This is a genomic window from Arthrobacter sp. 05T423 (assembly GCF_056396245.1).
The window spans coordinates 185766-199065 of sequence record NZ_JBFTLC010000002.1 but is presented as its reverse complement, the minus strand read 5'-3'; the positions used below and the strand labels follow the sequence as shown (position 1 = coordinate 199065).

Annotated in this window: 13 protein-coding genes; 5 read left to right on the top strand and 8 right to left on the bottom strand. The window is 67.1% G+C overall.

Annotation, left to right across the window (positions count from 1 at the left end):
- Positions 1-60: 60 nt before the first annotated feature.
- The gene (locus tag AC1DFE_RS03600; RefSeq protein WP_476904536.1) at positions 61-957 is read right to left on the bottom strand and encodes an isocitrate lyase/PEP mutase family protein; all 897 of its coding nucleotides are present in this window, start codon (positions 955-957) and stop codon (positions 61-63) included.
- 125 nt (positions 958-1082) lie between these two features.
- Here AC1DFE_RS03600 and AC1DFE_RS03595 point away from each other — a divergent pair, with 125 nt between their 5' ends.
- The 3 genes from AC1DFE_RS03595 to AC1DFE_RS03585 all read left to right on the top strand — a co-directional run bounded on the left by AC1DFE_RS03595 (position 1083) and on the right by AC1DFE_RS03585 (position 3397).
- Positions 1083-2378: an aminotransferase-like domain-containing protein gene (locus AC1DFE_RS03595; protein ID WP_476904535.1), complete on the top strand. Its 1296-nt coding sequence runs from the start codon at positions 1083-1085 to the stop codon at positions 2376-2378.
- A 96-nt stretch (positions 2379-2474) separates the two neighbouring features.
- On the top strand, positions 2475-2906 hold the full coding sequence (locus AC1DFE_RS03590; RefSeq protein WP_476904534.1) for a universal stress protein: 432 nt from the start codon (positions 2475-2477) through the stop codon (positions 2904-2906).
- Between the two features lie 149 nt (positions 2907-3055).
- Entirely contained in the window at positions 3056-3397 is a 342-nt protein-coding gene (locus tag AC1DFE_RS03585; protein ID WP_476904533.1) for a hypothetical protein, read from the top strand.
- An 84-nt stretch (positions 3398-3481) separates the two neighbouring features.
- Here the strand turns inward: AC1DFE_RS03585 and AC1DFE_RS03580 are convergent, their stop codons facing one another.
- The 5 genes from AC1DFE_RS03580 to AC1DFE_RS03560 all read right to left on the bottom strand — a co-directional run bounded on the left by AC1DFE_RS03580 (position 3482) and on the right by AC1DFE_RS03560 (position 9333).
- Positions 3482-4111 (bottom strand): phosphatase PAP2 family protein, encoded by a 630-nt coding sequence (locus tag AC1DFE_RS03580; protein WP_476904532.1) that lies wholly within the window; start codon positions 4109-4111, stop codon positions 3482-3484.
- Positions 4112-4208: 97 nt separating this feature from the next.
- The gene (locus tag AC1DFE_RS03575; protein ID WP_476904531.1) at positions 4209-5771 is read right to left on the bottom strand and encodes a dihydrolipoamide acetyltransferase family protein; all 1563 of its coding nucleotides are present in this window, start codon (positions 5769-5771) and stop codon (positions 4209-4211) included.
- Positions 5772-5861: 90 nt separating this feature from the next.
- A complete protein-coding gene (locus AC1DFE_RS03570) occupies positions 5862-6842 on the bottom strand; it encodes an alpha-ketoacid dehydrogenase subunit beta (RefSeq protein WP_476904530.1) in 981 nt (326 codons plus the stop codon).
- A complete protein-coding gene (pdhA, locus tag AC1DFE_RS03565) occupies positions 6842-8068 on the bottom strand; it encodes a pyruvate dehydrogenase (acetyl-transferring) E1 component subunit alpha (protein WP_476904529.1) in 1227 nt (408 codons plus the stop codon). Before pdhA ends, AC1DFE_RS03570 begins: the two co-directional genes overlap by 1 nt.
- 146 nt (positions 8069-8214) lie before the next feature.
- Positions 8215-9333 carry a histidinol-phosphate transaminase gene (locus tag AC1DFE_RS03560; RefSeq protein WP_476904528.1) on the bottom strand — a complete coding sequence of 373 codons (1119 nt, stop codon included), beginning with the start codon at positions 9331-9333 and terminating at the stop codon, positions 8215-8217.
- Between the two features lie 59 nt (positions 9334-9392).
- Here AC1DFE_RS03560 and AC1DFE_RS03555 point away from each other — a divergent pair, with 59 nt between their 5' ends.
- A complete protein-coding gene (locus tag AC1DFE_RS03555; RefSeq protein WP_476904527.1) occupies positions 9393-9821 on the top strand; it encodes a phage holin family protein in 429 nt (142 codons plus the stop codon).
- Here the strand turns inward: AC1DFE_RS03555 and AC1DFE_RS03550 are convergent.
- Both AC1DFE_RS03550 and AC1DFE_RS03545 read right to left on the bottom strand, forming a co-directional pair.
- Positions 9775-11277 carry a hypothetical protein gene (locus AC1DFE_RS03550; protein ID WP_476904526.1) on the bottom strand — a complete coding sequence of 501 codons (1503 nt, stop codon included), beginning with the start codon at positions 11275-11277 and terminating at the stop codon, positions 9775-9777. The two genes, AC1DFE_RS03555 and AC1DFE_RS03550, sit on opposite strands and share 47 nt — an antisense overlap.
- Positions 11277-11579 carry a hypothetical protein gene (locus AC1DFE_RS03545; RefSeq protein ID WP_476904525.1) on the bottom strand — a complete coding sequence of 101 codons (303 nt, stop codon included), beginning with the start codon at positions 11577-11579 and terminating at the stop codon, positions 11277-11279. Before AC1DFE_RS03545 ends, AC1DFE_RS03550 begins: the two co-directional genes overlap by 1 nt.
- Before the next feature lie 202 nt (positions 11580-11781).
- Here AC1DFE_RS03545 and purB point away from each other — a divergent pair, with 202 nt between their 5' ends.
- The gene (gene purB, locus AC1DFE_RS03540) at positions 11782-13224 is read left to right on the top strand and encodes an adenylosuccinate lyase (protein WP_476904524.1); all 1443 of its coding nucleotides are present in this window, start codon (positions 11782-11784) and stop codon (positions 13222-13224) included.
- Positions 13225-13300: the final 76 nt, after the last annotated feature.

Genomic DNA, 13300 nt, shown 5'->3' with positions numbered 1-13300 from the left:
CTCCCGGTCCGTCACGCGCCGGAACCGATGGGCGCCGGGAACCGTCACGCCCCGGGGACCTTAGTCGCCCTTCCGCTGGGCGAAGAGGGCATCCATGTCGGCGTGGCTCGGCGAGCCGGCAAGTTCGGACCAGTTCCCGTCACCCAGGACTTCGGCCGCCACGCGGGAGACCGTTGCATACGCCGCTTTCGCGGCATTGCCGCCGATGCTGACCCGCCGCACGCCGGCGTCGTGCAGTTCGCCCACTGACGCCGACCCGACGCCGGCAAGGGCGTTCAGGGGCGCCGGGATCCGCCTGCTGAGTTCGTGCAGGACATGGAGGTCCGTCACGCCGGGCACAAAGATGCCGTCGGCGCCGGCGGCGAGGTAGCCCTCGGCCCGCAGCAGCGTTTCCTCGAAGGCGGAGTCCCCGAGCTGTCCGGAAAGGTACGTGTCCGTCCGGGCATTGATGAAGAGCTGCACGCCGGACTCTGCCGCGATGCTGCGGACCAGGCCGATGCGACGGGCCTGCTCGTCCACGGCGGTGAGGGATTTCCCGCCGGAGTCCTCGATGTTCACGCCCACCGCGCCGGCCTCAAGCACTGCCGTGACGGTCTGCCGGAGCTGGTCGTCGTCGAAGGCGCCATCGGCGCCCGCATACCCGGCTTCGATGTCCGCCGTGACCGGGAGGCCCGTCGCCGCTGTGATCCTGCGAAGGGCGTCGAGCGCCAGGGCCGGGGGCACGTGGCTGCCGTCGGGGAACCCGAGGCTCCATGAGATGGCCGAACTCGAGGTGGCAATGGCGCGCGCCCCGGCCTTCTCCACGAGCCGGGCTGAAGCCGCATCCCACACGTTCACGAGCACCAGCGGAACGGCGCCGCCCGAGTGCATCTGGCGGAATGCGTCGGCCTTGGCGGCCTGGGAGAGTGCGGTGCTGGAGACAGCGGCCTGGGTTGGTGCGGGCTCGAGAGACGTCATGGCTCCATTCCATGCCTTGCACCGCCGGAGGTAAAGCCGTGGGCAGGCACCAGTCCAACAACCTTCGGGATTTTTCAGTGAACAGCTGTTGCCTAATCAGCAACCTGGGGCTGTACTCTGGGGTTGTGAGCCACGAGACACTTGACGCCGCCGCAGCCGTCCTCCCCGCCGAAGCCATCGACGCCATCGAGCGGGCCGCGACGTCCGCCCACCGGCACGACGAACTCCTCTCCGAGCGGGCCGCGAACATCAAACAGTCGGCGGTCCGGGACGTTTTCGACATCTCCATGCGGCCAGGCCTGGTTTCGCTGGCCGGGGGCAGCCCCTACCTGCAGTCTCTGCCGCTCGAAAAGCTCGCCCAGACGGCCGCACGGATCATCGCCGAGGACGGACTCACGGCGCTTCAGTACGGCGGGGGCCAGGGTACCGAGGAATTGCGCGTGCAGATCTGCGAAGTCATGGCCGCCGAGGGCATCGTGGACGCCCGGCCGGAGAACGTGGTGATTACCGCCGGCTCCCAGTCCGCGCAGGACGTGGCCACCAAGGTGTTCTGCAACCCCGGAGACGTGGTCCTCGTGGAGGAACCTACTTACGTGGGTGCACTGAACACGTTCGAGGCCTACCAGGTCCAGGTGGAGTCCGCGGTCATGGACGACGACGGCCTGGTGCCGGAGCTTCTCGAGGCCAGGATAGCGGCACTCCAGACCGCCGGCAAAAACATCAAGTTCCTGTACACCATCCCCAACTTCAACAACCCGTCGGGCATCACGCTCGCCCAGGAACGACGGCAGCAGATCGTCGATATTTGCCGCCGCGCCAACATCCTGGTGCTGGAGGACAATCCGTACGGACTGCTGAGGTTCGACGGCGAGCCACTAGCGCCGCTGCGGGCCGGCAACCCCGACGACGTCATCTATATGGGATCGTTCTCGAAGATCTTCGCCCCGGGCCTGCGCGTCGGCTGGGCCCTCGTTCCGGCGCACCTGCAGCGCCGCTACTACCTGGCCTCGGAGGCGGTGACGCTCTGCCCGCCCACGCTGAACCAGATGCTGGTCTCTGCTTACCTGCGGGACTACGACTGGAAGGGCCAGATCGAGACGTACCGCAGGCTGTACGCCGAGAGGTGCCACGCATTGCTGGCGGCCTTGGAGTCGCACATGCCCGAGGGGCTCGGCTGGACCCGGCCGCAGGGAGGATTCTTCGTGTGGGTGACTCTGCCGGAGGGTGTGGACACCTATCCCCTGCTGCGCAAGGCGATTGATGCCGGCGTCGTCTTCATTCCCGGCGCGGCGTTTACGCACTCGGACGCCCCGTCAAACAAGCTCCGCCTGGCGTTCAGCGCCGTTCCGCCGGAGGCCATCGCCGAGGGCGTGCGGCGCCTGGCGCCGGTGCTGCAGGAGGCCATAGACGCGCTGGCCTGAGCGTCGGCAACGGGCGGGACATCGATAGGACGCCCGGAACATCAGTAGAATGCCCGGAACATCAACAGATTCAGGATATTCAAAGGAGATCAGGCCATGGCAGGAACCATAGTTGTGGGCGTGGACGGAAGCGGAACTGCACGCAAGGCAGCGGAAGTGGCGCGGGATTTGGCCGCAGCACTGGGCGTCCGGCTCCACGTCGTGTCCGCGTTTGATAGCGACCGGACCGAAGTCTTCGGCAGCGGCAGCGACCGGTGGATCGTGTCGGACGCCGGGGAAGCCGAAAAGGTGGCCCGGGATGTGGCCGCAGCCCTTGCGGGCGGCGACCTGACGATCAGCTTTTCCTCGGCGCGGGGTAAGCCGGCCGAAGCCCTGGTCAGGGAGGCGGACCGTCTCGACGCGAGCATGATTGTGGTGGGAAACCGGCGCATGCAGGGCCTTGGACGCGTGCTGGGCAGCGTGGCGAACAGCGTCGCCCACAGTGCCTCCTGCGACGTCTACATCGCGAATACCTACGGAGCCGATTAGCCGCAGCGTACACCTGGCTTGACGCGGATCACCCGGGCTGGTGGGCAGTCTCACCCCGTTTTCCGGCAGTCCGGTATGCCCCGAAAGATAAAATTGGAGGTGCCCCCGATGGTGCGGACAAACCCAAATCTACCTCTCAGGGGAACACTGTGCTTACACTCCAGCGGCGCCACCTCGTCGGCCACGACATCCTTCTTGCCCGGCACGGCAACCACATCAGCGCCATGCGCGTGGACCGCTCCGCGGGACGGGTGATCGCCCTCCTCGACGACGGATCCGTGGACAGCGCCCCCAACCTCATCTCCCCGGACCTGCAGCTGCCGGACACGCTGAAGAGCGTCCTGCGCGAGGACTGGAAGTTCCTCACGCTCGTGAGCTGCGGCATCGCCGCTGTCAGCGGCGTCATGCTGGCCGCCGCGGTGAGCATGGCAGGCCTGTCCTCCGATCCGGCCATGGCACAGCTGCTGGCCAACTCCTACGCCGCCTACTGAGCCTGTCCGGGCGTTGACTCCGGGCGTTGACTCCGGGCGCCAATTCCAGATGCCTGGCCTGTCCCGGGCACCGGCCCCCAGGCGTCAACTGATCGGGATTAGCAGCTCCCGCAGCAGCCACCAGAGCCCGGCGGTGACGCCGCCGCCCACCAGGGCGCCGGCAACAACCTGCGCCACCGTATGGGCGCGCAGCACCACCCGGGACCAGCCGACGGCGGGAATCAGCAGCAGCAGCGGAATCCACGGAGCGCCCAGGATAAGCACCGTGATGACAGTGGTCAGTGCGATAGCCCCGGCGTGGCCGCTGATTTTCCAGAACAGGCTGATGGCGGCGAGCACCACGACGCCGCCCACTATCGCCAGCACCACCACAATGACGCTGTACGGGGCGTTGATGGCCAGCAGGACTCCCAGCCCCGCGAGCAGCGACACCACCGACATGGCGAGCACCGGCGCACGTTGCCTGCGGTCGCTGACGTGGTGGTCCGTCACCTTGCCCATCCGGACCAGAACGACGACGGCGGCCAGTGGCAGCACGCACACAAACAGCACCGCCACGGCTCCGAACCAGACGGTGCCCGGAAAGCCCGGCTCCATGGCAGGGCTGAGGAGCAGCAGCAGCGCCACGATGATGGGCGGCTGAAGCGCCTCGGTGATGACCCGGGCCACGCGGTTCTTCACGTGGATGCTGCCGGTCCCGCCATCCTCACCCATGGGAACCCCGTCCCTGCCTGTCCGGTCCTTCCCCCCTTTCCCCGGAGGGTACCGCTCCGGGGCCCGTGAGTCGAGCAGGGCAGCTCAGTCGAGCAGGTCAGTCGAGCAGCAGTGCCGGTTCTTCCAGAATGGCGGCGACGTCGGCCATGAAGCGGGCAGAGAGGTCGCCGTCCACCACCCGGTGGTCGAAGGATCCTCCGAGCGTGGTGATCCAGCGCGGAATGACCTCGCCGTCGAGGACCCAGGGCTTCTGCTTGATGGTGCCGAAGGCCACGATGGCCACTTCACCCGGATTGATGATGGGCGTTCCGGTGTCGATGCCGAGGGCGCCGATGTTGGTGACCGTCAGCGTGCCGCCCTGCATCTGCGCGGGCTGGGTCTTCCCGGCACGTGCGGTGGTGGCGAGCTCGTTGAGGGCCATCGCCAGTTCTTTGAGCGACAGGTCCTGGGCGTTCTTGATGTTCGGGACCATCAGCCCGCGGGGCGTGGCCGCGGCAATGCCCAGGTTCATGAAGTGCTTGACGTGGATCTCGGCGGAGTCGTTGGCGTCGGGGTTGTCCACCCAGGTGGCGTTGACGCTCGGGTTCCGCGCCGCCGCCCAGATGACCGCCTTCGCCAGGATCAGCAGCGGCGAGACCCTGATGCCCTCGAAGTCGCGCGAAGCCTTGAGCCGCTTGACGAATTCCATGGTGCGGCTGGCATCCACGTCCACAAAGATGCTCACGTGGGGGGCAGCGAACGCCGACTCCACCATGGCCTTCGCGGTGGCCTTACGGACGCCCTTGACCGGAATCCGCTCGATCCGCTGCTCCTGCGGACGGCCCGATGCGCCCCAGAACGTATCCGCCTTGTCCAGTTCCGCATCGCGCTGTGACTGGTAGCTGACCAGGTCTTCGCGCGTGACCTCGCCGCGTGCGCCGGTGGCCACGACGTCGGCCAGGTCAATGCCCAGGTCGCGGGCGATCTTACGGACCGGAGGCTTTGCCAGGACCCTGTTCATGAGCCCGGAAATAGCGCCGCCGAACGTCGGCTTGTCGGCACCGTTCTTTGAGCCCGTCGGAACCCCACCGCCGGTTGCGCCTGTGGAAGCTCCGCCGCCGGACTCCGCCGAAACGGCAGCCTCCGCCGACCGCGGCTGGACGGGTTCGACCTCCGGGGCGCCGTGGACCGGGTCCGCCGGAATCGAGGGCCGCGTCAGGCGCGGGCGCCGCTTCACGGCGTCGGCCTTCGGACCGGAACCCACCAGCGGACCGGCGGCAAGGCCGCCGGCGGCAGCTCCGCCGTCGGACTTTTCGCTGCCGGACTTTTCACTGCCGGATGCTGGCTCGGAGTCTGCCGGGAGCTTGCCGTACATCAGTTCAGGCTCGGCAGCCTGAACGGCAGGCAGCGGAGCGTCGGCCGGCGTGGGATCCCCGGACATGGTGTCAGACACGCTGATGATGGCAGTCCCGACGTCGACCGTCGCCCCCTCCGGGACCAGCAGTTCCGTGACGGTACCGGCAAACGGCGACGGGAGCTCAACGAGGGACTTGGCCGTCTCAATCTCGCACAGGACGTCGTTGATGGCCACCTCGTCGCCGGGCTTGACCTTCCACGAAACGATCTCTGCCTCGGTCAGGCCCTCACCGACGTCGGGGAGGTTGAACTTGTTAAGCGTCATGGGATCCTCGGGTTCGAAAGCTGGGTCGCTCCGGGAGGTGCGGAGGCAACGGTAGGCGAAAGAGTCAGCAGGCGTTGGCGCCCAACGGCGTTAGTACGCGAAGGTCCGGTCCAGCGCCTCAAGGATGCGGTCGATGTCCGGGAGGTAGTCCTCTTCGATTTTGGCCACCGGGTACGGCATGTGGAAGCCGCCCACGCGGATGACCGGGGCCTCCAGCGACAGGAAGGCCCGTTCACTGATCCGCGCAGCGATTTCGCCGCCAATGCCGCCGAAGGTGGGCGCCTCATGCGCCACGACCAGCCTGCCCGTTTTCTTGACGGAGGCTTCGATGGCGTCGAAATCGATGGGGGAGATGGAACGCAGGTCGATCACTTCGATGCTGTGCCCGTCCTCCGCCGCGGCGTTGGCGGCGGCCAGGGCCACGGGCACGAGCGGCCCGTACACCACCACCGTGGCGTCCGTTCCCTCGCGGACCACGTTGGCCTTGAACGGATCCTCAGCCAGGCCGGCCGAGTCCGTGTCCACCTCGCCCTTGAGCCAGTAGCGTCGCTTCGGCTCGAAGACGATCACCGGGTCCTGGCAGGCCACGGCCTGCTGGATCATCCAGTAGGCGTCGTGGGGGTTGGACGGGGTGATGATGCGTAGCCCCGGAGTGTGGGCGAAAAGCGCCTCGGGCGATTCCGAGTGGTGCTCGATGGAGCCGATGCCGCCGCCGTACGGGATGCGGATGACCACGGGCACGGTGAGGTTGCCGTTGCTGCGCGAGTGCATCTTGGCCAGCTGGGTGGTGATCTGGTTGAAGCCGGGAAAGACGAAGCCGTCGAACTGGATCTCGGCAACAGGCAGGTATCCGCGCAGCGCGAGGCCGATCGCCGTGCCGATGATGCCGGATTCGGCGAGCGGCGTGTCCATCACGCGGTCGGCCCCGAATTCGCCAATCAGTCCGTCGGTGACGCGGTAGACGCCGCCCAGGGGGCCGATGTCCTCGCCCATGAGCAGTGTTTTGGGGTTGTTGCTGAGCGTGGCGCGCAGGCCTTCATTGATGGCCTTGGCAATGGTCATGGTGGTCATCAGCGGCCTGCCCCGTCTCCCTCGTCCTCGCGGGCAAAGCCTGCGCTGTACTCTTCGAACCACTTCAGTTCCTCAGCCACGAGCGGATGCGCCTCGACATACGTGTTGGCAAAAGCCGTCCTGATGTCCGGGGCGTCCGATGCGTAGGTGGACTTGCGGATGTAGGCGGCGAGCTCGTCACCGTCGGCAGCAACCTGCGCGAAGAAGGCGTCGTCGGCCATGCCTTCGGCGCGGAGGTACTTCTCCAGGCGGTCGAGGGGATCCTTCTCCCGCCAGAGGGCCTCCTCGGAGGACTCGCGGTACTTCGTGGGGTCGTCGGCCGTGGTGTGGGCTCCCACGCGGTAGGTGAAGGCCTCGATCAGGACCGGGCCGTTACCCTGCCGTGCGTGCTCCAGCGCCCACTCGGTGACGGCATGGACGGCCACGACGTCATTACCGTCCACGCGGATGCCCGGGAAGCCGTAGCCCTTGGCGCGGTTGGCGAGCGGAATGCGGGTCTGCACTGCCGTGGGCACCGAGATGGCCCAGTGGTTGTTCTGGCAGAAGAAAACCACGGGGGCGTTGTACGAGGCGGCAAAAACCATGGATTCGTGGACGTCGCCTTCGGAGCTGGCGCCGTCGCCGAAGTAGACCATGACGGCGGCCTTCGGCTCCGCTGAACCGTCCACGCCCTGGGCCTCTGCCAGCCGCTGGTCACGCTGGATGCCCATGGCATACCCAACGGCGTGCGGCGTCTGCGCGGCCAGCACCAGCGTGTAGAGGTGGAAGTTGGTGTCCTTGGGGTTCCAGCCGCCGTTGGAAACGCCGCGGAACTGCCGCAGCAGCTCCGCCAGGTCCACGTTCCGGGTCAGGGCGACGCCGTGCTCGCGGTAGGTGGGGAAGATGTAGTCCTGCGGCTGGCTGGCACGCCCGGATCCGATTTGCGCGGCTTCCTGGCCGGTTAGCGGAACCCACAGCGCCAGCTGGCCCTGCCGCTGCAGGGCGGTGGCTTCCTGGTCGAAGCGCCGGATGGCTGCCATGTCCGCGTAGAATCCCCGGAGCTTTTCGGCATCGAGACGCTCGGCGTACTCGGAGTACACCGGGTCCGTGCCCAGCGTGCCATCGGGGCCCAGAAGCTGGACCATTTCGGTCGGAGGCACGCCCAAGGCAGCCTCGGCCTGCGCCTCGAGCTGGTCGTCCAGTTCCGTTCCATCGAACTCGGTGGAGGGCAGATGTGTTGCGCCCATACCGTCTCCTTGCCTGCCGCATGCATGCGTTGCAATGTCGCTGGGATATATGCCTTACCAGGAATGCATACCGGGTGAGGCATATATATTTGGCTTACTGTTCCTTACTTTATCCGGCGTAGGTTGCGCCGGCTGTTTGTTAAGCGCTAGGAACGCCGCGGCGGTTTTGTGTAAACCGCACAGAGTTCCAGAAACCGCGTGTTCGCTTCCACTTCGCCGATGCTGACCCGGACCCCTTCGTTGCCGAAGGCACGGACGGAGAGCGCCCGTTCCCCGGCGAGCTGGGCGAACTCCGCGCTGTTCGCACCCAGATCGAGCCAGACAAAGTTTCCCTGCGCATCCGGTACGAACCAGCCGAGGTCCCGGAGACCTGCTGTCACGCGGTCCCGCTCCTCCACCAGGCTTTGTACCCTTTCTACAACTTCGTCAAAATTCTGCAGGGACACCACGGCGGCCTTTTCGGCGATCTGCGAGACTGCGAACGGGGTGGCGGCAACCCGCAGGTGCTGGGTGAGCTGAGGCTGGGAAACGCTGTAGCCGACCCGGAGGCCAGCCAGGCCGTGCGCCTTGGAGAACGTCCTGAGCACCACCACGTTGGGGTACTTGCGGTACATCCGGATACCGTCCACGGCGTCTTCTGCCCGGACGAACTCCTGGTAGGCCTCGTCGATGACCACCACAACGTCCGAGGGGACGGCCTTGATGAACCGTTCGGTTTCCTCGGCAGTCAGGATGGGGCCAGTGGGGTTGTTCGGGGTGCAGAGCAGGATCACCCTTGTTCTTGCCGTGACGGCCGCGGCCATGGCATCGAGGTCATGGCGTCCGTCAGCCGTCACAGGGATTCGTACGCTCTCCGCACCTGCCAGCCCGACGCAGATGGGGTAGGCCTCGAAGGAGCGCCAGGCGTAGATCACTTCGTCCGGCTTGCCGTCATCGTTCTGGCCGGCGAACGTGGTCAGCAGCTGGGAGAGGGCGCCGAGGCTGCCGGCACCCGTGACAATGTCCTCGGCCGGCACGTCGAGGAACCCGGCGAGCGCCGTGCGCAACTTGGTGCTGAGGGGGTCGGGGTAGCGGTTGAAGTCGGTCTGGGCGGCGATCGCCTCGACCACGGCGGGGATGGGCGGCAGCGGGTTCTCGTTGGACGACAGTTTGTAGCTTGCAAGGCCGTCGACGGCGACGGGTGGCTTGCCGGCCGCGTAGCGGGGCAGCCGGTCAACCACCGGTCGGGGCCTCAGGCCCCCCGCCAAAGTCTCTGATGAAGTCATGCCACCTAGCCTATGCCTCTCATTGCCCGCGTGACGGTGCGGTATGACAGCATGGGCGCATGCGGTCTTTCATCATGCGCGTGATCATTAATGGGCTGGCGCTGTGGATTGCCAGCTGGCTCCTGCCGGGCCTGGACATCTCCACCACGGCCACCACGGAGGCAGTGGCCAAGACCGGGGTGAACCAGGGTACCGACGCCGCCGGCATAGTCCTCGCCTACCTCTTCATCGGGCTGATTTTTGGCCTGGTCAATGCGTTCGTGCGGCCGGTAGTCAGCTTCCTGTCCCTGCCCATCACCATTCTGACCCTGGGCCTGTTCACGGTGGTGATCAACGCCGCGATGCTCTACCTCACCTCCTGGATCAGCAGCTACACCCCCGTGCATTTCACGATCGACGCGTTCTTCTGGACCGCCGTGCTGGCTGCCATCATCATCACCGTCATTTCGCTGGTGGCAGACCGGCTCCCCGGCGCCCGCCACCGCTGACACCCCCGCTGACGGGAAGGATGACCCTGCCCGGACCGGGGAGTGACAGCTGTGGGACGGGCGAGGGCGGCTTGGGCGCGCGGACCAGCTGGAACCGGGTGGCCCTTGCCGCGCCTCCCGCACCCACTACCCCGGCGAGCGCGGCGGTGGACGCCACCAGCGAAGGGTCCGGGCTCGCGGAGACTGCCCGGGCTCCCGCTTCATAGTTGCTGAGCCTGTGCCCGGGGCCGAGTCCGGAGTCCTGACCGGGAGGCGTCCTGACCAGTCCGTTCAGCGTCACCGTTACCCGGTCCTTGGTGTCCGGATTGGGAAGGCCTTCACTGCCCGGAACCCAGTCCTGCCGGTGCTCCAGATGCAGGCTGCTGACGCCCTGCTCCGGGGTTATTGCCCCGACCGGCGATCCTGCGGTCAGCACATATTTGAGGTTGTACTCAGCAAGGAAGGCCTTGTCCTGGCTGAGGTTCATTGCATGGATTCCGCCCTGGCTGTAACCCACGGCCACCACCTGGTCCCCTGCCTCCGCCCCGGCCTCATGCAGGGCCGCCCGGATGGCTGCGGCGGTGTGTTCGGACCCATACCCGAATCCTTCACCGATGCCGGCCTCGTCGAAGGGGTTGGGGCCGCCGGTGTTGCCGGGCTGGGTTCCGGGAATGATCACGATGAACGCGTCCCGTCCCCCATTGGTTGTCTGGATGACCTCGATTTGGCCGGGGCCGGCGTTTTCCACCTCCCCTGCCCGGGTGAGGAGACCCGCCGGAGACGCGTCCAGGGCAATCTCCGCAGAGCCCTCCTTCAGGGCCGTGACAGGCCGCGGCCTCAGCTCGGGCAGAACGCGGTCCAGCAGCATGCGCGCAAGGGTTGGGACACTCGAGCCCGTCACGCCGGAGGCCAGTGCCATCTTCACAGCGGCATCCATGGGGCCGAGCCGAGCTCCCAGGAGCGCGGCCAGGACAGTGCCGGCCGCCACGGGGTCGCTCGAAGCGATCGCCTCGGTGGTGGCCGTGTTGGGGCGCCAGTCCCCGGACAGACCACCGTCAAAGAGTTGCCGGCCCAGCAACCACGGCGAGTCAAGGTGAAGCTGCGTCATGAGCAGGTTTGCCGTCTCGGCGGCACTGTACTCGAGCTGGCAGGCGCGCACGCCGCCGGCCAGGCGCTCCAGCGCCTCCCGCACCGCCGCCACGGACCGCTGCCCTTCCCACACGGCGGTGAGGGCCTCAGCACCACTGGCCGGATCGTCCCGCTGGTAGCTTCCGAGGGCCTCCCAGACGCTGTGGATGCCCAGTTCCACGGCTGCCAGGTCCCTGGCGAGCCCGTCCAGCTCCCGCGCTCCCGTATCAAGCTCTTCTAGCTGGAAGGAAATACCGCCTATTCCGCCCCGCACCGAGAGGACATCGTTGGAGGCCGGTTCGTAGGGACGGAGCTGCCCGCCGCTTCCGCCCGGCGTGTCCTGGGCCATCAGTAGCCGCCGGTTGCGGGGAGTGCGGACCCGGCGACGCGTGCGGAGTGCCGGCGCAGGGCGAGGGAAGCGGCCATCACTCCTTCCCGGGCGCTGCGGAGCGCAACGGCCAGCGCCCGGAGGTCCGACCTGTAGGCCAGCCCGGCGGGCGATTGCCAGTCCATGAGCTGGAGCTGCGCGAGCCTGGCCTGCACGGCATGCACCTGTTCCGCGCAGGCCTCCACCCTCCCGGCCAACAGCTGGACGTCAAAACTGCGCGACGAACACGCCGCGGCGTCGGCGGCTGTGATGCTGGCGCTCATTCGGATCCCCCAATCCGGTGTGGGCCGGCGCCGATTGCCCGTCCCTTCCCCTCTTCCTGTCCACGACGTTAAGGTGCCGGCCGCCGCCGGCGGAACGGCCGGCGTCGTCCATGTGGAGAACTGCGCATCCGGGGCTGTGGAGGAGAAGTCACACGGAATCCCGTGCTTCAGCGGGCACAGAACTTCATGAAAGAATCAGGTCATGCCTGAAACTGCCGCCACAGCTGACACCCGTACGCCCTCCGGACGCCTCGCCCTCGCCGCGTCAGGGGAACAAATCGCGCTCGGCCCGCTGGACGGCCGCTACAAGTCGGCCGTCGGCCCCCTCGTTGATTACCTGTCCGAGGCAGCCCTCAACCGCGACCGCGTCGCGGTCGAGGTGGAGTGGCTTATCCACCTGACCGGGGACAACGTCCTCCCCGGCGCTGGTCCCCTGACAGAGGACCAGCAGCAGCAGCTCCGGGCAATCGTCACCGAGTTTGATGCCGGCTCCGTCACCGAGCTGGCCGAGATCGAAGCCGTCACCGTCCACGACGTGAAGGCCGTGGAGTACTACATCGGCCGCCGCCTGCCCGGCATCGGGATCGAGAACCTGACCGCGATGGTGCACTTCGGCTGCACCTCCGAGGACATCAACAACCTGTCCTACGCACTGGGTGTGAAGGGTGCTGTGGAGGACGTGTGGCTGCCCGCCGCCCGTGCCCTTGTGGCCCAGATCAGCAAGATGGCCGAGGAGAACCGCGCGGTTCCGATGCTGTCCCGGACGCACGGCCAGCCGGCCACGCCCACCACTCTGGGCAAGGAACTTGCCGTCATCGCGCACCGCCTGAACCGGCAGCTGGAGCGCATCGCGCGGACCGAGTACCTGGGCAAGATCAACGGCGCAACCGGTACGTACGCCGCGCACGTGGCCTCTGTCCCGGGCGCGGACTGGCAGCAGGTCGCGAAGTCCTTCGTGGAGAAGCTGGGCCTGACCTGGAACCCCTTGACCACTCAGATTGAGAGCCACGACTGGCAGGCCGAGCTGTACGCCGACGTCGCCCGCTTCAACCGGATCCTGCACAACGTTTGCACGGACATCTGGAGCTACATCTCGATCGGCTACTTCGCGCAGATTCCGGTGGCAGGCGCCACCGGCTCCTCCACGATGCCGCACAAGGTCAACCCGATCCGCTTCGAAAACGCCGAGGCCAACCTGGAGATCTCCTCCGGGCTCCTGGACGTGCTGGGCTCCACGCTGGTCACCTCCCGCTGGCAGCGCGACCTCACGGATTCCTCCAGCCAGCGCAACATCGGCGTGGCATTCGGACACTCCCTGCTGGCCATTTCGAACGTGGCCAAGGGCCTGGAGCGGCTCGATGTGGCGGAGAGCGTGCTCGCCGAAGACCTTGACACGAACTGGGAAGTCCTCGGCGAGGCCATCCAGATGGTGATGCGCGCGGAAGCGATCGCCGGCGTCGAAGGCATGGAGAACCCGTACGAGCGGCTCAAGGACCTCACCCGCGGCCAGCGCGTGGACGCCGCCCGGATGCAGGAGTTCGTCCAGGGCCTGGGCCTTTCCGCTGAGGCCGAGGCGCGGCTGCTCGCGCTGACGCCTGGCAGGTACACCGGCATCGCGGACGCCCTGGTGGATCACCTGAAATAAGTACGACGGCGGTGCCGGGCTCTGCTGCCCGGCGCCGCTTCTGTTTCCGGCGGCTTTAGTTTCCGGCCGTTTCCCG

Bases quoted from the DNA above. Each gene is read 5' to 3' on its own strand.
- AC1DFE_RS03570 (WP_476904530.1), bottom strand. From the start codon at position 6,842: ATGACCACCATGACCATTGCCAAGGCCATCAATGAAGGCCTGCGCGCC.
- AC1DFE_RS03555 (WP_476904527.1), top strand. From the start codon at position 9,393: ATGCGGTCTTTCATCATGCGCGTGATCATTAATGGGCTGGCGCTGTGG.
- AC1DFE_RS03560 (WP_476904528.1), bottom strand. From the start codon at position 9,333: ATGACTTCATCAGAGACTTTGGCGGGGGGCCTGAGGCCCCGACCGGTG.
- AC1DFE_RS03545 (WP_476904525.1), bottom strand. From the start codon at position 11,579: ATGAGCGCCAGCATCACAGCCGCCGACGCCGCGGCGTGTTCGTCGCGC.
- AC1DFE_RS03575 (WP_476904531.1), bottom strand. From the start codon at position 5,771: ATGACGCTTAACAAGTTCAACCTCCCCGACGTCGGTGAGGGCCTGACC.
- AC1DFE_RS03600 (WP_476904536.1), bottom strand. From the start codon at position 957: ATGACGTCTCTCGAGCCCGCACCAACCCAGGCCGCTGTCTCCAGCACC.
- AC1DFE_RS03590 (WP_476904534.1), top strand. From the start codon at position 2,475: ATGGCAGGAACCATAGTTGTGGGCGTGGACGGAAGCGGAACTGCACGC.
- pdhA (WP_476904529.1), bottom strand. From the start codon at position 8,068: ATGGGCGCAACACATCTGCCCTCCACCGAGTTCGATGGAACGGAACTG.
- purB (WP_476904524.1), top strand. From the start codon at position 11,782: ATGCCTGAAACTGCCGCCACAGCTGACACCCGTACGCCCTCCGGACGC.
- AC1DFE_RS03580 (WP_476904532.1), bottom strand. From the start codon at position 4,111: ATGGGTGAGGATGGCGGGACCGGCAGCATCCACGTGAAGAACCGCGTG.
- AC1DFE_RS03550 (WP_476904526.1), bottom strand. From the start codon at position 11,277: ATGGCCCAGGACACGCCGGGCGGAAGCGGCGGGCAGCTCCGTCCCTAC.